18 protein-coding genes are annotated in these 16,545 nt (G+C 64.8%); 3 read left to right on the top strand and 15 right to left on the bottom strand.

Features of this window, described 5'->3' with window-relative positions:
- Positions 1–98: 98 nt before the first annotated feature.
- The 9 genes from CXY77_RS06345 to CXY77_RS06305 form a co-directional block, all read right to left on the bottom strand.
- Positions 99–500 (bottom strand): Fur family transcriptional regulator, encoded by a 402-nt coding sequence (locus CXY77_RS06345; RefSeq protein WP_104090008.1) that lies wholly within the window; start codon positions 498–500, stop codon positions 99–101.
- Positions 497–1,348 (bottom strand): metal ABC transporter permease, encoded by an 852-nt coding sequence (locus CXY77_RS06340; protein ID WP_092338306.1) that lies wholly within the window; start codon positions 1,346–1,348, stop codon positions 497–499. The genes CXY77_RS06345 and CXY77_RS06340 overlap by 4 nt, the downstream gene beginning before the upstream one ends.
- Complete coding sequence (locus tag CXY77_RS06335; RefSeq protein ID WP_233197270.1) at positions 1,348–2,232, bottom strand: metal ABC transporter permease; 885 nt, start codon at positions 2,230–2,232, stop codon at positions 1,348–1,350. The genes CXY77_RS06340 and CXY77_RS06335 overlap by 1 nt, the downstream gene beginning before the upstream one ends.
- Positions 2,233–3,030, bottom strand: a complete 798-nt coding sequence (locus tag CXY77_RS06330; protein ID WP_233197269.1) for a metal ABC transporter ATP-binding protein — start codon at positions 3,028–3,030, stop codon at positions 2,233–2,235.
- 7 nt (positions 3,031–3,037) lie between these two features.
- Positions 3,038–4,081 carry a metal ABC transporter substrate-binding protein gene (locus CXY77_RS06325; RefSeq protein ID WP_104129832.1) on the bottom strand — a complete coding sequence of 348 codons (1,044 nt, stop codon included), beginning with the start codon at positions 4,079–4,081 and terminating at the stop codon, positions 3,038–3,040.
- A gap of 57 nt (positions 4,082–4,138) precedes the next feature.
- Complete coding sequence (locus tag CXY77_RS06320; RefSeq protein WP_092338312.1) at positions 4,139–5,494, bottom strand: dihydrolipoamide acetyltransferase family protein; 1,356 nt, start codon at positions 5,492–5,494, stop codon at positions 4,139–4,141.
- 22 nt (positions 5,495–5,516) lie between these two features.
- The gene (locus CXY77_RS06315; RefSeq protein ID WP_092338314.1) at positions 5,517–6,521 is read right to left on the bottom strand and encodes an alpha-ketoacid dehydrogenase subunit beta; all 1,005 of its coding nucleotides are present in this window, start codon (positions 6,519–6,521) and stop codon (positions 5,517–5,519) included.
- On the bottom strand, positions 6,521–7,612 hold the full coding sequence (locus tag CXY77_RS06310) for a thiamine pyrophosphate-dependent enzyme (protein ID WP_092338316.1): 1,092 nt from the start codon (positions 7,610–7,612) through the stop codon (positions 6,521–6,523). Before CXY77_RS06310 ends, CXY77_RS06315 begins: the two co-directional genes overlap by 1 nt.
- A gap of 91 nt (positions 7,613–7,703) precedes the next feature.
- Entirely contained in the window at positions 7,704–8,810 is a 1,107-nt protein-coding gene (locus CXY77_RS06305) for a histidinol-phosphate transaminase (protein ID WP_104129831.1), read from the bottom strand.
- Between the two features lie 103 nt (positions 8,811–8,913).
- On the opposite strand from CXY77_RS06305, the gene CXY77_RS06300 reads away from it, so the two are divergent.
- Positions 8,914–9,306 carry a phage holin family protein gene (locus CXY77_RS06300; protein WP_092338319.1) on the top strand — a complete coding sequence of 131 codons (393 nt, stop codon included), beginning with the start codon at positions 8,914–8,916 and terminating at the stop codon, positions 9,304–9,306.
- 18 nt (positions 9,307–9,324) lie between these two features.
- On the opposite strand, the gene CXY77_RS06295 is transcribed toward CXY77_RS06300, so the two are convergent.
- Together CXY77_RS06295 and CXY77_RS06290 are read right to left on the bottom strand one after the other, a co-directional pair.
- Complete coding sequence (locus tag CXY77_RS06295) at positions 9,325–10,782, bottom strand: hypothetical protein (RefSeq protein ID WP_104090004.1); 1,458 nt, start codon at positions 10,780–10,782, stop codon at positions 9,325–9,327.
- Complete coding sequence (locus CXY77_RS06290) at positions 10,779–11,015, bottom strand: hypothetical protein (RefSeq protein ID WP_104090002.1); 237 nt, start codon at positions 11,013–11,015, stop codon at positions 10,779–10,781. Before CXY77_RS06290 ends, CXY77_RS06295 begins: the two co-directional genes overlap by 4 nt.
- 180 nt (positions 11,016–11,195) lie before the next feature.
- On the opposite strand from CXY77_RS06290, the gene CXY77_RS06285 reads away from it, so the two are divergent.
- A complete protein-coding gene (locus CXY77_RS06285; protein ID WP_092338325.1) occupies positions 11,196–11,723 on the top strand; it encodes a low molecular weight protein-tyrosine-phosphatase in 528 nt (175 codons plus the stop codon).
- Positions 11,720–13,102: an adenylosuccinate lyase gene (gene purB / locus CXY77_RS06280; protein WP_104129830.1), complete on the top strand. Its 1,383-nt coding sequence runs from the start codon at positions 11,720–11,722 to the stop codon at positions 13,100–13,102. The genes CXY77_RS06285 and purB overlap by 4 nt, the downstream gene beginning before the upstream one ends.
- A gap of 70 nt (positions 13,103–13,172) precedes the next feature.
- Here purB and CXY77_RS06275 read toward each other — a convergent pair whose 3' ends face one another.
- From CXY77_RS06275 to rplI, 4 genes are all read right to left on the bottom strand, one after another.
- On the bottom strand, positions 13,173–13,442 hold the full coding sequence (locus CXY77_RS06275) for a hypothetical protein (protein ID WP_104089999.1): 270 nt from the start codon (positions 13,440–13,442) through the stop codon (positions 13,173–13,175).
- Positions 13,439–14,065 (bottom strand): hypothetical protein, encoded by a 627-nt coding sequence (locus CXY77_RS06270; RefSeq protein WP_092338331.1) that lies wholly within the window; start codon positions 14,063–14,065, stop codon positions 13,439–13,441. Before CXY77_RS06270 ends, CXY77_RS06275 begins: the two co-directional genes overlap by 4 nt.
- Before the next feature lie 144 nt (positions 14,066–14,209).
- Positions 14,210–15,637: a replicative DNA helicase gene (gene dnaB, locus CXY77_RS06265; protein ID WP_104089998.1), complete on the bottom strand. Its 1,428-nt coding sequence runs from the start codon at positions 15,635–15,637 to the stop codon at positions 14,210–14,212.
- Positions 15,638–16,093: 456 nt separating this feature from the next.
- Complete coding sequence (rplI, locus tag CXY77_RS06260) at positions 16,094–16,543, bottom strand: 50S ribosomal protein L9 (protein WP_092110565.1); 450 nt, start codon at positions 16,541–16,543, stop codon at positions 16,094–16,096.
- Between the last annotated feature and the right edge of the window lie 2 nt (positions 16,544–16,545).

Genomic DNA, 16,545 nt, shown 5'->3' with positions numbered 1-16,545 from the left:
GATTCCCGCACCTCTCGCAAACTGAACTGGCCGCGAGGCGGGTGAAGTGTTGCTTCAGCGAGGTCGAAGCAACACTGCAGCCGCTTTCGCGAAACGGTTCATTCGGATGCCGCGGCCTTGGCCGTGCAGGCGGCGCACAGCCCGAAGACGTCCACGACGTGGGCGGCCTGGGTGAACCCATTCTTCGCGGCGACGTCTTTGGCCCACCGCTCGACGGCATCCGCTTCGATCTCGACCGTGAGGCCGCAGTTGCGGCAGATCAGGTGGTGGTGGTGCAGATTGGTGCTACAGGCGCGGTACAGGCTCTCGCCCTCCGGCGACTGCAGGGAGTCGGCGTCACCCTTGACGGCGAGGTCGGCGAGAGCGCGGTAGACCGTGGCCAGGCCGATCGGAGATCCGGTGGCGTGCAGAGCGGAGTGCAGGGCCTGGGCACTGACGAAGCCGTCGTTTGCATCGAGGGCGCCCCGTACGGCCTCACGCTGCCAGGTGTTTCGCTTCATGCTTTCAACCGTAACGATGTTCGCGTGGGTCGGCGTGCATCCGTTTGGCCGGGCGCGCCTGCTGCAGCGACCAGCCGTCGAAGAACCAGGGCGAGCAGAAAGAGGGCGGCAGCCGTCAGGGCGATCGCCGGGCCGGCCGCCACGTCGAGGGAGCGGGACAGCAGCACGCCAACGACACCGGCCACCGCGCCGATTACGGGCGCGATGACGAACATCTGGGTGGTCGTGCGTGACACGAGGCGGGCTGCCGCAGCGGGGGCTGCGATCAGGGCGATGGCCAGGATGGCGCCGACGGCCGGCATCGCCGTGACGACCGTGGCCGTGATGAGCACGAGCGTGAGCAGTTCCATGGGCCATTCGTGATATCCGGCCGCGCGAAAACCGCCAACATCGAAGGTCGAGAACATGATTTGCCGGCCGAACAGCACGATGCAGAGCACGGCGAGACCCAGCACGACGGCCACGAGGGTCACGTCCTGGTCGGTCACTGTGAGGATGGAGCCGACCAGGTAGGAGTCGACCTTGACCGGCAGCGAGGGGTTGAGCCCCTGGAGCAGAACCCCGAGAGCGAAGCCGGCGGTGAGCAGAATGCCGGAGGCGACCTGATTGCCCTGACGTTTCACCCGCCCGATCATGGTCATGATGCCCACGATGAACACGCTCGCCACCGCGGCCCCCAGCGGGATACTCACGCCCAGGATGGCCGCGCCGACCGCTCCGGGAAACGTCGCGTGGGTGAGGGCCTGGGCGAAGAACGTGCGCTGGCGCAGCACGACGAGCGTGCCGACCAGGCCACTGAGTGCCCCGATCAGCAACGCGGCCAGGAGAGCCTGTTCGAAGTAACCCATCAGTGCGCCGCCGATCCCGCAACAACCCGCGTTCGACGCGGGCCGCCGATTCGGTCGAAGACGAGCCGTAGTACCAGGGCCAGCACGTAGCCGGCGACAAGAACGAGTACGACGGTGGCTCCGCTCGGCAGGTCGACTCCGCCGTTCACCGACGCTTCGTAGCCGAGCGCGAGCCCCACCCAGGCGGCCAGGATCGCGAAGCCGGCGGCCACCGGAAAGAGCAGCCACAGGCGATTGGTCACCAGCCGCGCCACGGCGCCCGGCACGATCAGCACGGCGAGCACGAGCAGGTTGCCCACGGCGCTGCTGGCCGCCACCACGACCAGGGCGATGGCAACGTTGAGCAGAATGTCGAGTACGAGCGGCCGATAGCCGGCCGCCGCGGTGCCCTCCAGGTCGAAGGCGCGAAACACCTGCTCCTTGAGCGTGAACCCCACGATGATCAGCGCGATCAGGCAGACCACGACGGTCTGGTTGACCTCGGCCGGGCTGACGGTGAGCAAACGCCCGAAGAGCAGTGCGTCGAGCTGGCCGACGTAGTTTGTTTCCCGTGAAACAACGATGATTCCCACGCTGAACATGGCCGTGAAGACGATCGCGATCGCGGCGTCTGAGGTGACGGCCCGTCTAACGATCACCGTGAGCACGACAGCGGCAAGAAGGGCCGCGATCAGTGCTCCCACGAACAGACCGTCGCGCCCGCCCCAGACGAATCCGATGGTCACGCCGGGAAAGACCGCGTGCGTGAGTCCGTCACTGATGAACTCGAGCCCACGCAGGTTGACGAGCACACCGACAAGCCCGGCCACGAGGCTGAGCACGACGAGCACGAGCAGCGCCCTGGCCATGAACGGCAGGTCGAAGGCTGTGATGAGGGCATCCACTCAGTGACCTCCGTGGCCGGGAACCACGATGGTGTGCTCGTCCATTTCCACACCGACCGAGCCGAACGCCCTTTGCACGTTGGCCAGGGTCAGCACCTCATCGCGCGGACCGAAGGCCACCTGGGCGCCGTTGAGCAGCAGAACGCTCTCACACACGGCCCGAGCGAGGTCGAGGTCGTGGGTGGACACGAGCACCGCGACACCCTGTTGCTTGAGGCGTTTCACCGTTTCGATGAGGGCGTCCCGGTTGACCTGATCGAGGCCGTTGAACGGCTCATCCAGCAACAACAGACGCGGGGCGGATGCCACGGCGCGCGCCAGCAGACCGCGCTGCTGCTGCCCGCCCGACAGCTCACCGAAGCGTGTCTTGGCGCGGTTGCCCAGGCCGACGGTCTCGAGCGCCTCGGTCACGGCCCGGCGGTCGGCCCGAGCGGGCACGCGCCACCAGCCGAGGGACCGGTAGCGGCCCATCATGACGACCTGCTCGAGTGAGACCGGAAAATGCGGGTCGAGTTGGTCGGTCTGCGGTACGTAGCCGATGTAGCCGGCCGGTGCCGGCCACTGTCCGAGCACCTCGACAGTGCCAGCCGTGCGGGTGATGAGCCCGAGAATGCCTTTGAGCACGGTGGACTTGCCCGAGCCGTTGGGGCCGATCAGGGCAACGGCCTGGCCGGGCGACACGGTGAAGTCGATTCCGGTCAACGCGGCCTCGGGACCGTACGCGAACGACGCTGCCACCACTCGAAGAGCGGCGGCAGCGTTCGCTGGGGGGGTTACTTGAGAAGTGTTCTCGATCACGTGTTAACTATTGCAGGTCGGCGGGCAGCGGCGAGGGTGTAACGCCCCAGGATTCGAGCATGAGCGTTGCATTGTGCAGTTGCGCCTTGATGTAGGTGTCTCCGGCGCTTCCGGTCGGGCCGAGCGAGTCGACATAGAGAGCTTCGTCGCCGGAGTAGACGGTGACACCGGCTTCGGTCGCGATCGTCTCGGCGGTCTTGGGGCTGAGCGACGCCTCGGAGAAGACCGCCGTGACGCCGGTGGCCTTGATGGCCGCGACCAGGGCGTCGATCTCGGCGGCGCTCGGCTCGGCGTTGTCATCGAAGCTCGGAATCACGGAGCCGACATAGTCGATGTGGTACGCCGCGGTGAAGTACCCGAGGGCGTCATGATTGCTCACGAGCAGGCGCTCGCTCTCCGGTACGGTGTCGACGTTGGTGCGGATCCACTCATCAAGGTCGGTGAGCTGTGCCGTGTACGCGGTGGCATTGGCTTCGAAGGCGCTTGCATTGCCCTGGTCGGCGGTCACGAGGCCGTCGGTGATCGTCTGCACGATGGTCTCGGCGTTGTGCACGTCAGTCCAGATGTGCGGGTCGTCGCCGTCGTGGGCGTGCGCGTCGTCTGTGGCGGGCGCATCGGCTTCATCGGTGTGGGCATCCGCTTCGTCGGCGGTGTGATCCTCGCCGGCGCCGACCTCTGAGATGGTGATGCCGGTATCGGCGTCGATCGTGACGCCGTCAAAGCCCGAGGCGGCGATGGCGTCGTCGAGCCACTCTTCGAGTCCGACGCCGTTGATGACGAGCACGTCCGCGGCACCGAGCGCGGTCAGGTCGGCCGCGGACGGGTCGTAGCTGTGGGCGCTCTGGTTGGGCTGAATGAGCTGGGTGAGATCCACGCCGCTGGCGTTACCGATGACATTACGAGTGAAGTCGGCGACCTGGGTGGTCGTCGCGACGATTTGGAGGTCGGCGTCCGCGCCGTCGGCGCTCGCGGTCGTGCCAGCCGAGCACCCCGAGAGGGCGAGGGCGGTCGACGCGAGGAGTGCGGGAACGATAAAGGATCTCTTGTGCATCCCCCGAGAATAGCCTTGCTGATAATGATTGTCAAAACCATTAGCGGGTCGTTGCGATTACTCGAGCAGCAGGGCCGGCTCCTCGATGATGCTCGCGACGTCGGCGAGAAAACGGCTCGCGACATCACCATCGACGACGCGGTGGTCGAAGCTCGCGCCGATCGTGGTCACGAACCGGGCACGCACCTCACCGTCAACCACCCACGGCTTCTGCTTGATCGTGCCGAGGGCCACGATTCCGGCCTCGGGAAAGTTGAGAATGGGCGTACCGGTGTCCATGCCGAACACGCCGATATTGGTGATCGTGATCGTGCCATTGCTCATCTCGGCCGGGCTGGTCTTGCCGTCACGAGCGGTTATGGTGAGCTTCTCGAGCGCCGCAGCGAGTTCGAGCAGGCTCATGTCCTGCGCCTCCTTGATGTTCGGCACGATCAGCCCGCGCGGTGTGGCCGCGGCGATACCGAGGTTCACGTAGTGCCGCACGATGATCTCCTCATCGGTGAACGTGGAGTTCACCGTGGGGTTGCGGCGCACCGCCCAGATCATGGCCTTCGCCATGATCAGCAGCGGCGACACCCGAATGCCCGCGAAGTCGGTCGAGGCCTTGAGGCGTTTGACGAATTCCATGGTGCGCGTGGCATCCACGTCAACGAACAAGCTCACGTGCGGCGCGGTGAACGCGCTCTTCACCATCGCCTGGGCAATGGCCTTGCGCACGCCCTTCACCGGGATGTGTTCGTCGCGATCCGTCGGCCATTCCGGTGTCTGAATGTTGCGGAACACACTGGCCTGGGTCGCCCCGCGCAGCACGTCTTCCCGCGTCACGTCGCCGACCGGACCGGTCGCCTCGACCAGAGACAGGTCGACGCCGAGGTCCTTGGCGAGTTTACGAATGGGCGGCTTGGCCATGACCGGCCCAGCGGATGCCGCGCGTCGCGTCGGTTCCAGCGGCTCGGCCCGCGCACGCACCGGCGCTTGGGGCGCCAGGGTTTCGTGGGCGACGCTCGAGGTGTGGCGCCGACGCCGGGTCGGCATGGTCGCGGCGGCGCCGCGGCCCACGAGCACGGGTTCGGGCGCCTCATCGCTGATGCTGCTGCCGGTGTCGGTGGCCAAGTCGGTGACGTCGGTGGTCTCGGCGACGGGGGCAACGGCATCCGTTTGAGAAACCGAGACGTCGGAGTTGATCGTGATGATGAGGGTGCCCACGTCGACGGTGGTTCCGGCTGCGACCAGGATTTCCCCGACCACGCCGACGAACGGTGACGGCAGCTCGACCAGCGATTTGGCCGTCTCAATTTCGACCAGCACCTGGTTGATCGTCACGGTGTCGCCGGGGGCGACCTTCCATTCCACGATCTCGGCCTCGGTCAGGCCTTCCCCGACGTCGGGGAGGGTGAATTTAGAAACGCTCATAAGAGGCCTTTCCTGACGTTCATTAGTAGGCGAGAGCGCGGTCGACGGCTTCGAGCACCCGGTCGGGGCTGGGCAGAAAGTGCGTCTCGACGGCAGCCGGTGGAAACGGTGTGTCGAAGCCGGAGACCCGCAGCACGGGCGCTTCGAGCGTGTAGAACGCGCGCTCGGCGACCGTGGCGGCGATCTCGCTGCCGACGCTCACGAAGCCGGGCGCTTCCTGGGTGACGACGAGGCGACCGGTTTTCGCCACCGAACCGAGGATTGGTCCGTAATCGATCGGGGAGATCGAGCGCAGGTCGATGACCTCGAGGCTGATGCCCTCGGTGGCGGCGAGTTCGGCGGCCTGCAGCAGCACGCTCACCATGGCGCCGTGACCGACGACGGTGACGTCGGTGCCGGCGGACGCGACGCGGCTGGCGTGCAGCGGCGTTCCGCTCTCACCGAAGCGCACCTCGCCCTTGGGCCAGTAGCGGCTCTTCGGCTCGAAGAAGATTACCGGGTCGTCACTCGCGATAGCTTCCTGCATCATCCAGTAGGCGTCGTGCGGGTTGGACGGGCTGACCACGCGCAGACCGGGGGTGTGCGCGAAATAGGCCTCCGGGCTCTCCTGGTGGTGCTCGATCGAGCCGATGTGTCCGCCGTACGGAATGCGGATGACCACCGGCATGATCAGGCCGCCCTCATGGCGATTGCGCATGCGGGCCAGCTGGCTGGTGATCTGGTCGAAACCGGGAAAAACGAATCCGTCGAACTGGATCTCGCAAACCGGGCGAAAGCCGCGCATGGCCAGGCCGATGGCGGTGCCAATGATGCCGGATTCGGCGAGCGGGGTATCAAGAACCCGCTTGTCGCCGAATTCGGCGATGAGCCCCTCTGTCACCCGAAAAACGCCGCCGAGCGGGCCGATGTCCTCGCCCATCAGCAGCACCTTGGGGTCATCCTGCATCGCTTGACGCAGTCCGGCATTCAGAGCCTTCGTCATGGGCAGCGAAGCGGATGCCACGCTCGTGTCGGTCGCAGCGTTCATCAGTTCTTACCCTCGTCAAAAGACGCTTCGTAGCGTTCCAGCCAGGCCTTTTGCTCAGCCACGAGCGGATGCGGTTCGGCGTAGACGTTGTCGAAGATCACCGATTGCTCTGGGCCGGTGATTTCCAGAGCGCGACGACGGGCATCGGCCGCGAAGTCGGCCGCTTCTTCATCGACGGCGTCGAGGAATTCCTGCTCGATGCCCCGGCCCTGCAGGTAGCTGCGAAAGCGCACGATCGGGTCGCGGGCCACCCAGTAGGCGAGTTCCTCCGGGTCGCGGTACTTGGTGGGGTCGTCGGCGGTGGTGTGCGCACCGACCCGGTAGGTGAGCGCCTCGATCAGGGACGGGCCCTGGCCGGAGCGAGCGTCATCCATCGACTTTGCCGTGACGGCGAAGCTCGCGAGCACATCGTTACCGTCGATCTGGGTGCCCGGCATGCCGAAGCCGCCGGCGCGCAGATAGAGCGGAGTGCGGGATTGCCGTGCGACCGGCACCGAGATGGCCCAGTGGTTGTTCTGCAGAAAGAACACCTGCGGGGTCTGGTAGCTCGCCGCGAAGACGAGCGCCTCGTTGGCGTCGCCCTGCGAGGATGCACCGTCGCCGTAGTAGACGATGACGGCCTGGTCGGTCTCTGGGTTGCCGGTCGCGGTCGACCCGTCGAGCTGCATGCCCATGGCATAGCCGGTGGAGTGCAGGGTCTGCGAGGCGAGCACGAGGGTATAGAGGTGAAAGTTTCCGTGCTCTTCGGGTACCCAGCCGCCGAGGGTGACTCCGCGCAGCATGCGCAGGATGTCCACAACGTCGAGGCCGCGGATCATGCCGACGACGTGCTCCCGGTAGGAGGGGAACACGTGGTCCTGCGGCCTGGTCGCGTAGGCCGACCCGACCTGGGCGGCTTCCTGGCCGTGGCTTGGCACCCAGAGGGCCAGCTGGCCTTGGCGCTGCAGGTTGGCCGCCTCGGTATCGAACTTACGCACCACGACCATGTCGTGGTAAAACCTGCGGTGGTCGGCCTCGGTGAGTCGGTTGAGATAGGGAAGAAACTCCTCGGCGGCGGCGTTGGGTTCGAACGCGCCGTTCGGAGAGATCATCCGCACGCAGGTCTCGGCCCCATCGAGGCCAAAGGGAGCGGATGCTGCAAGGCGTGGCGCAGTCGCGTCGTTTCGGGTGGCTGACACCGTACTAACCTATCTTCCGAGCTGGGTGATCGGCGGGAAGAGCGTCGACAAGATCCGCGCTCATTAGTAGGAGTGTCGCCACAGCCTGCTCCTCACCGATAGAAACTCGAATACCTTCGGGCGCGAACGGACGAACGACGAGGCCGGCCTCACCCAGCGCCTCGGCCACAGTGGTCGTTTCAGCACCGGTCGGCAGCCACAGAAAGTTCCCCTGGGGCGCAGGGATGTTCCAACCCTGTCGGGTCAGCTCCTGCCAGGTCGCATCGCGACGCGCGGCGATGACGCGAACCCGCTCGAGCAACTCCTTCTCCGCTTTCAGGGACGCGATCGCGCCGGCTGCGGCCTGCGCGGTGACCGAGAGTGGAATCGCGGTCGATCGGGCGGCGTTCAGAATATCCACCGGGCCGAGCGCATAGCCAACCCGCAGCCCGGCAAGGCCGTAGGCCTTGGAGAAGGTGCGAAGAACGACCAGATTGGGGTAGCGGGCGAGCAGTGGCGGGCCATTCACGGCATCCGCTTGGGTGACGAACTCGATATATGCCTCATCGAGAATGACCAGGAGGTCGGTCGGCACGACGGCCATGAAGGCCTCGAATTCGTCCTTCGTGACGATCGTGCCGGTGGGATTGTTCGGCGAACAGACAATGATGACCCGGGTGTTGTCGCTGATCGCGGCGGCCATCTCGGGCAGATCATGGCCGTGATCGCTGCGATTGGGCACGCGCACGCTGGTAGCACCGGCGACGGCCACGAGGGAGGGGTAGGCCTCAAACGACCGCCAGGAGTAGAGCACTTCATCGCCGGGGCCGGCGGCAGCGAGAATGAGCTGGGCCAGCAGGGCCACCGAGCCGGAGCCGACATGCACCTGGTCAAGGTCGAGGCTGTACTTGGCGGCGAGGCGTTCGCGCAGAACCAGCGCCGAGGCGTCCGGGTAGCGGTTGTAGGCCGTTTCGGCCGTGACTGCCGCGATTACACCGGGCAGGGGGTCGAACGGGTTCTCATTGCTGGAGAGTTTGAAGGCACTGGCGGCGGCCGGTTTGCCCTGCTTGTAGGCCGGGAGGGCGATGATCTCCGGGCGCAGTCGGACTGAGGGGCGGTCTGAGAGGCTCACTCGGTGAGTCTACGCCCGGATATATTCGCTGTTGAGAATGAATGTTCGCTTGACTTTCGGCCGCCACGACCTGCATGGCCCGAGCCAGTGAGATAGTAGGGGCATGGCCAGATTCCTGATCCAACTGATCGTCAACGCGGTAGCCCTGTGGTTCACCGCCCTGCTCGTGACGGGGGTGCACGTCACGCCCTACGCGCCGGATGCCGGTGCCAGCGTGCTCACCTATCTTCTGATTGCGCTCATCTTCGGCTTCGTGAACACCGTTGTCGGCGGGGTGCTGCGCGTCATTGCGTTTCCGCTCTACATTCTGACGCTCGGACTGTTCGCGTTGATCGTCAACGGCCTGCTCCTGCTGCTCGTGGGTTGGCTTTCCGGTTTCCTGGGCTTCGGCCTCGTCGTTGACAGCTTCTGGTGGGGCGTACTGGGTGCCCTCGTACTCGGCATCATCTCCTGGCTGCTCGGGCTGATTCTGCGCCCGGTCACCGCACGCGACTGAGCTGCGGCAGGAAGAAACCTACTGCGGCGCAGGCCCTTCCGGCACGCGGCTGCCGCGCCACAAGACCGCCTCGCCCGCTTCGCTCCCCAGAACGTCGGTCACGGTGTCCCGAAAGCCCTGCAGGTTCGCCTCCGGAGATGCATCAATGAGCAGCGCTGTCTCGCGGTACGTGTCGAGGTTGTGAGCCGGCAGGGCGGCCCCGGCTGGCAGCGGTTCGGAGGCGAATGCCTCACGGCGCACGGTCACCCGGTCATCGGAGTCGGTCAGGCTGTCTCCGCCCATCGCAGGTACGATGTCGTCGCTGTGCTCGACCGTCAGGGTGGCTACGCCGTCCGGCACGGGCACCTTGGATTCGGGTGCCCCAAAGGTGGCCACCGCCTGCACGTTGAACCAACTGTACGCAGCCACCTGGGTGGCGATCAGGCCGCCCTGGGAATGGCCGGCAAGCACAACAGGGTCGGACGGTGCGATTCCGGCCGCTTTCATGGCGCTTATCACGGTCTCGAATGAACCCGCGGTCTGCCCGGCCATCGCGGTGATGTTGGAGGTGAGGTCTAAGGGGTCCGTTTTGGCGATGGCATCCCATTCAACGGTTCCACTGATGTAGACCGCCCACGACGGATGCTCGGCGTCGCCATAATTCTCGATGCGCACCTGCGGCTTCCCTGCGACGGCCTTCGGGATTCGCGCAGCAAGGTCACCGACACCAGTGGGTGGCGTCGGTTGGGTTGGAGTTCCCACGGCAGCCACGCTCACCGGACTTTCCCGGAACACGCCTCCGTTGCGCGCCACGGCCAAAACGCCGAGCGCTGTGCGTGAGATGCCGATGACACCCAGCCCTTCGTCACCGAAAGCCCGACCAACGGATCGCGGTGTACCGGCCAGGCCCCAAGCTACGTCGTCGAGCGACGAGGCCGCAGCTCGTACCAGGGCTACCACGTTCGGGTTCGTGAGAAGGCGGGGGTCGAGCTCGTCCGCACCGTTGCGGGCGGCCGGCGACCGGGAGGGCGAACGCAGACTTCCATGAAGCCCTATGTGCCCGACGCTGGCAACACCGGCCATGGAGACACCGAACGGCGTGCCTGCAAGGGCAAAAACGCCACCTCGAAGTAACCGGCCCAGGCCATACGCGAGATCTGCGGCACCCATCAATGCAGCCTCCCGGGCGACACGCTCCACGTATCCGTAACTTCTAGCCGCTGCAACGAGATTGTCCGCGATAACACCGCAGTACTCGTGAAGCGAATTCAGCCGGCCGGCCACCTGGAGCAGATCAGGCCAGGAGTCCTGGCCCAGCCAGTTCGTCGGCCAGTACGGGTCCAGATTGCGGATCCGATACGCGCGACCCACCCAGTCGGCCAAATCATCTCGCAGAACGTTCAGGAACTGTGCCTGGGCCAACACTTCATCGGTGGCAACGATGGTCGTACCTCCGACCGAGACGGTCAGGTCGCCGTCAGCGAGGCCGTCCCTCACGCCGGACAGAGCTCCTCCTCGAGGTAGATCTGGTTTCGCACGCTGGCCAGCGCCTCGTGCAGGTAGTGCAGCACAACATCGAGGTGTTGCACGATGTCTGCGACGCAGCCCGAGTAAGCCCGCTGAGATTTGGAACTCCAGAATTCGCTGGGGTCCAGGGCGAGCAACTGGCGACGTTTGCCCTCGATTTCGGCATGCAGGCCGAGCAGGAGATCGCGCTGGGAATGCATCATCGCCAGGTGCTCAGGACTATATGGCCCACCCGGCATCCGCCCCACTGCGTTCATGACACCTCCAGGTCGCGACAATCGTCGCAGAATCCGCGACGCATCCGGCTGCCCGTCGCGCCATCTGTGCACAGAGACCGAATACTGGGCGTGTGGAGAAGGCGAAACTGCTCCAGAATGGAAGACATGTCCTTCGCGTCACTCACCCCCGACGAGTCGACGCCGTTTCGAATCATTTTCGTCTGCACCGGAAATATCTGTCGGTCGCCCATGGCCGAGGTTGTGCTGCGCGACCTCGTCACGAAACTCGGACTCGGACGTCTCATCGCGAGCAGCTCGGCCGGCACCGGAGACTGGCATGTGGGTGAGCAAGCCGACGGTCGCACGATCACGGCCCTGGCCAAGCGCGGCTACGACGGCAGCCACCATCGGGCCCGCCAGTTTGACCCGCTGTGGTTCGCCGAGCACGACCTCGTCGTCGTGCTCGACCGCAGCCAGGAGCGCATTCTGCGCAACTGGGCCCTGGAGGATCGCGATCGCGCCAAGGTGCGCCTGCTGCTGAGCTTTGACGCCCAGCAGGCCGCCCTGTTCGACGTGCCTGACCCCTACTATTCCGACGATGCGTTGTTTGACGCCGTATTAGGCATGATTGAGAGGGCAAGTCACGCACTTGTGAAACAACTTGCACCCGCAATTCGACAGGGAGTCCGATGAGTCACCTACCCGTACAGGTTCTGAGCCCGCTTGATGGCCGCTACCGAGCCGCCGTTTCCGATCTGGGCGAGTTCCTGTCCGAGGCCGGTCTCAACCGGGCCCGCGTGCGCGTCGAGGTGGAGTGGCTGATCACCCTCACCGACCGCAGCCTGTTCGGTTCCGCGCCCCTGAATGACGAGCAGAAACTCGCCCTGCGCACGCTCGTGACCGACTTTGGTCAGCCCGAGATCGACGAACTGGCCGAGCTCGAGGCCACCACCCGCCACGACGTGAAGGCCGTCGAATACCTCGTTCGCCGACGCCTCGGCACACTGGGCCTCGATCACATCAGCGAGCTCACCCACTTCGCGGCGACCAGCGAGGACATCAACAACCTCTCCTATGCCCTCACCGTGCGGGATTCCGTGCAGACCGTCTGGCTGCCCAAGCTGCGCCTCGTGATCGAAGCACTTCGCAGCAACGCGCTGGAATTTCGAGCGGATGCGATGCTGGCCCGTACCCACGGGCAGCCCGCGACGCCGACCACCATGGGTAAGGAACTCGCCGTGTTCGCCTACCGCCTCGAACGCATCGTGCGGCAGATCGAGGCCGGCGAATACCTGGGCAAATTCAGTGGCGCCACCGGAACCTTCGCCGCCCACGTGGTCGCCGATCCGTCCGTTGACTGGCCGGCCGTCTCGCGCGAGTTCGTCGAGGGTCTCGGCCTCGGCTGGAACCCGCTCACGACGCAGATCGAGTCGCACGACTGGCAGGCCGAGCTGTACTCCCGCGCATCCCACGCAAACCGCATTCTGCACAACCTTGCCACCGACATCTGGTCCTACATTTCAATCGGCTACTTCCGCCAGATTCCCCAGGTCGGTGCCACCGGCTCCTCGACGATGCCGCACAAGATCAACCCGATTCGCTTCGAGAACGCGGAAGCCAACCTCGAACTGTCCTGCGCCATCCTGGACTCACTCGCGGCTACCCTCGTGACCAGCCGCCTGCAACGCGACCTCACCGACTCCACCACCCAGCGCAACATCGGAGTCGGCTTCGGGCATTCGTTGCTCGCGCTCGACAATATCCTGCGGGGCCTCGGCGAGATCGACATAGACCGTGCGCTGCTGGCGAGCGACCTCGACTCCAACTGGGAGATTCTGGGCGAGGCGATTCAGACCGTGATTCGCGCTGAAGTCTCGGCCGGCCACTCGTCCATCGAAGACCCATATGCCCTTCTCAAGGAGCTGACCCGCGGCAAACGCATCACGAGCGCGGACCTGGCGGCATTCGTTTCGGCCCTCGATATTGGCGAAGCGGCCAAGACCCGCCTTCGGGCCCTGACCCCTGGTAGTTACGTCGGCCTCGCCGCCGCCTTGGTTGACTACCTGCCGTAGTCGTCACCAGTTACAGGAAAGCACCTTCGCCCACAGGGACGAAGGTGCTTTTTTGGCGCTGCGGTGCCGGCTAGTGCCCGTTCTGCTCGTCGAGGTCGGTCTGCTCCGAGGCATTGGGCTTCATGCCGAGCACGAGCATGGCGATCACCACGAGCGCCACGATGAACGTCACGCCGAGTCCGATAACGGAGAGCATGACCTCGCGCGTGGTGCCCAGAATGGTCAGCCCGACGAACAGGGCCATTCCGGCCGAAATGGCGAGCAATTCGACCGGCTTCAGTCGGTCAGAGCGGCTGGGCTGGTGCGCCGAGTTGGGCGTGCCAGGGGTCTTCTTGGTCACAGTGAGTCCAAATCTTTAGGCGCGGTGTTCGTTGGTGCGGTGTTCGTTGGTACGGCGGCGTCGCGGCGCTGCCTGGGCGAATCCCATTTGATGGAGAGGCCGGCGATGGGCAGAAAAACAGCGAGAAAGACCAGGTAGGCACCGAAGAGGCCGACCGAGACGACCGGATTGGGCGGCAGAAGCAGAAAGAGCAGGGCGAGGATCGCGGTGCCGATTCCGGTATACAGCCAGTCTTTGGCTGGCAGCGGGCGTTTGCGCACCCGGATGCCGGCATAGATCTCGAGAAAGCCGGTGACGGCTCCCCAGACACTCACGATGAAGAGAAAGAACCCGTGGCCTCCGGCGTGAAAACCGAGCGCTGCCGCGCCGGCGACCATGCTCACGATGCCCTGGATCAGAAACAGGCTGCGGTCGGCAGCGACGGTAAGGGTACGCGGGCCGGTGAGAACGAGGAGCAGGCCACTCGCGAGCGCGAAAACACCGAATACGAGCAGACCAAGCTGAGCCGAGTGGTCCCGGTTGAAAGTGATGATCGCTGCGGGAACCACGGCGATCAGGGCGCGCCCAACGGCCACGGACCAGTACCCGGAACCGACGTGTGATGGTGCCTGGGCGTTTGCCACGCACGACCTCTTTCGTTGCAAAATTTGTCAGGCTCAGTCTACGCGGCGAGACCGTGCGGATCTGCGAGCGGGCTGCACGCGGTGCGCTTGGCCGCGACGAACCGGGCCCGGCACGATCAGGCTCCTGCATGAAGCAGTGCCGAGCTACCCGCCGGCCACCATGTCAGCGAACCGGGAGTAGTGGCCGTGGAAGGCAACGGTGACGGTGCGGGTGGGGCCGTTCCGGTGCTTGGCCACGATGAGGTCGGCCTCACCGGCGCGCGGGTTATCCTTCTCGTAGGCACTCTCGCGGTGCAGCAAAATCACCATGTCGGCGTCCTGCTCGAGCGAACCCGACTCACGAAGGTCGGAGATGGCCGGCATCTTGTCGGCGCGCTGCTCCGGACCTCGGTTGAGCTGGGACAGCGCAATAACCGGAACCTGCAGTTCTTTGGCAAGCAGCTTGAGCGCTCGGGAGAACTCACTGACCTCTTGCTGTCGCGACTCGACTTTTTTGCCGCTGGTCATCAGCTGCAGGTAGTCGATGATGACCATCTTGAGCCCGACGCGCTGCTTGAGCCGGCGACACTTGGCTCGAATCTCGACCAGGGTCATGTTCGGGCTGTCGTCGATGTAGAGCGGCGCGTCGTTGATGCGACCGCGGGTGGCCGCAATAGTGGTCCAGTCACGGGCCTCGACGGTGCCCTTGCGCATGCTCTGCAAGGGAACGGATGCCTCCGCCGCGAGCAGGCGCATGGCAATTTCACTGCGCCCCATTTCGAGGGAGAAGAAAATGCTCGGCATGTTGTGGTGGATCGAGGCCGACCGCGCGAAGTCGAGGGCGAGGGTGGACTTACCCAGTGCCGGACGGGCGGCCACGATGATGAGCTGGCCACCATGGAACCCGTTGGTGAGTTCGTCGAGGTCGGCGAAGCCGGTGGGTACGCCGCTCATCTGGCCGTCTTTGAGCTTGGCGGCCTCGATTTCTTCGATGGCCGCCGTCACAGCGTCGGTGAGCGGAACGTAGTCCTCGGTCTGGGTACCCCCGGTGACGGCGTAGATTTCGGCCTGAGCCGTGTTGACGAGGTCGAGCACCTCACCCTCGGCGGCGTAGCCCATCTGCGCGATGCGCGTACCAGCTTCCACCAGACGGCGCAGCAGCGCGCGTTCGGCGACGATGGTGGAGTAGAACCCCGCGTTGGCAGCGGTGGGCACCAGGCTCGTCAGGGTGTGCAGGTAGTCCGCGCCACCGGCACGGGACAGTTCACCGACCTTGGTGAGCTCATCGGTGACCGTGATGACGTCGGTCGGCTCGCCCTGGGCGTAGAGGGAGAGAATCGCGTCGAAGATGATCTCGTGCTTGGGGATGTAGAAGTCTCCGCCCCGCACGGTTTCGACGACGTCAGCGACGGCGTCCTTGCTGAGCATCATGCCCCCGAGGGCACTCTGCTCGGCGAGAAGGTCGTGGGGCAGCGCCCGCTCCGACTTCCACGCTTCAGCGGGCCGCTCCAGACGGCCCTGCCCACCACCGGTCGACGAACCGTACTCGTTTGACGCTGGCTGGTTGGCCAGGCCCAAATGGGCGATCGACACTCGGTACCTCTTTCTCTGTCGTGACTCTAGGTGTATCAGGACCCACCGACACGGGACGCACTCACCCAGCCCGAGCCAGATTCCGCTACTGGATCACCCTAAGGAGCCAGTAGCACGACCCACAAACACCCCTGTGGATAACTCTGTGGAAAATCTGCGGGAAACGCCGTGGAGATTGTGCAGAACCTGTGCACTCACTTGTGGACAGATTTTAAATATTTGCAAATAACTGCTGGTTGATCAGGAGTTTAAGTTCTGCACATGGGTGTGAATAAAGTAGCCTCAATCAACCCTTGAACCTTGCCGATAGGAATGCTCACCTGTGCACAAAAGCGGTGGGTCAATGCCCCAAAAGTGGCTCTTAACGCCCCATAGCGGAGGATTCCTTACGGAACCCCCCGCTATGGGAGTGGTACAGGCGACCGACCAAAAAGCCCGGCCTGCCGAGGTGCGATGCTACTTGGCAGCGACGACCACGAGAGTGATCGTGGCGCTGAGCTCGTCACGAAGACGAACCGTTGCCGTGTGCTCACCGGTCAGCTTGATGGCGGTGAGTTCGATCTTGCGCTTGTCGACCGTGCCGAGACCTGCGGCTGCAACGGCGTTAGCCACATCCGTGGTCTTGACCGAACCGAACAGGCGTCCGCCGGCGCCGGCCTTGACGACCAGGGTGACCTTGGTGTTCTCAAGTTTGACCTTGAGCGCCTCAGCCTCTTCGAAGGTGGCGTGCTCTCGCGCAGCGCGGGCTGCCTTGATCTGCTCGATCTGCTTCTCGCCACCGCGGGTCCACGCTACAGCGAAGCCCTTGGGAACGAGGTAGTTACGAGCAAACCCGTTCTTGACGTCTACGACGTCGCCGGGTGCACCGAGGCCGGAGACCTCATGCGTCAGAATCAATTTCGACATTT

This window comes from Cryobacterium sp. N21 (assembly GCF_002929575.1).
In the GTDB taxonomy this organism is placed as follows: Bacteria; Actinomycetota; Actinomycetes; order Actinomycetales; family Microbacteriaceae; genus Cryobacterium; species Cryobacterium flavum.
This window is presented reverse-complemented; position numbering and strand designations above follow the sequence as displayed.

Excerpts from the sequence above, each read along its gene's own strand:
- CXY77_RS06325 (WP_104129832.1), bottom strand. The coding sequence starts at position 4,081 with ATGCACAAGAGATCCTTTATCGTTCCCGCACTCCTCGCGTCGACCGCC.
- CXY77_RS06310 (WP_092338316.1), bottom strand. The coding sequence starts at position 7,612 with ATGATCTCTCCGAACGGCGCGTTCGAACCCAACGCCGCCGCCGAGGAG.
- CXY77_RS06315 (WP_092338314.1), bottom strand. The coding sequence starts at position 6,521 with ATGAACGCTGCGACCGACACGAGCGTGGCATCCGCTTCGCTGCCCATG.
- CXY77_RS06340 (WP_092338306.1), bottom strand. The coding sequence starts at position 1,348 with ATGGGTTACTTCGAACAGGCTCTCCTGGCCGCGTTGCTGATCGGGGCA.
- CXY77_RS06290 (WP_104090002.1), bottom strand. The coding sequence starts at position 11,015 with ATGATGCATTCCCAGCGCGATCTCCTGCTCGGCCTGCATGCCGAAATC.
- CXY77_RS06285 (WP_092338325.1), top strand. The coding sequence starts at position 11,196 with ATGTCCTTCGCGTCACTCACCCCCGACGAGTCGACGCCGTTTCGAATC.
- CXY77_RS06300 (WP_092338319.1), top strand. The coding sequence starts at position 8,914 with ATGGCCAGATTCCTGATCCAACTGATCGTCAACGCGGTAGCCCTGTGG.
- CXY77_RS06345 (WP_104090008.1), bottom strand. The coding sequence starts at position 500 with ATGAAGCGAAACACCTGGCAGCGTGAGGCCGTACGGGGCGCCCTCGAT.
- purB (WP_104129830.1), top strand. The coding sequence starts at position 11,720 with ATGAGTCACCTACCCGTACAGGTTCTGAGCCCGCTTGATGGCCGCTAC.
- rplI (WP_092110565.1), bottom strand. The coding sequence starts at position 16,543 with ATGTCGAAATTGATTCTGACGCATGAGGTCTCCGGCCTCGGTGCACCC.
- CXY77_RS06320 (WP_092338312.1), bottom strand. The coding sequence starts at position 5,494 with ATGAGCGTTTCTAAATTCACCCTCCCCGACGTCGGGGAAGGCCTGACC.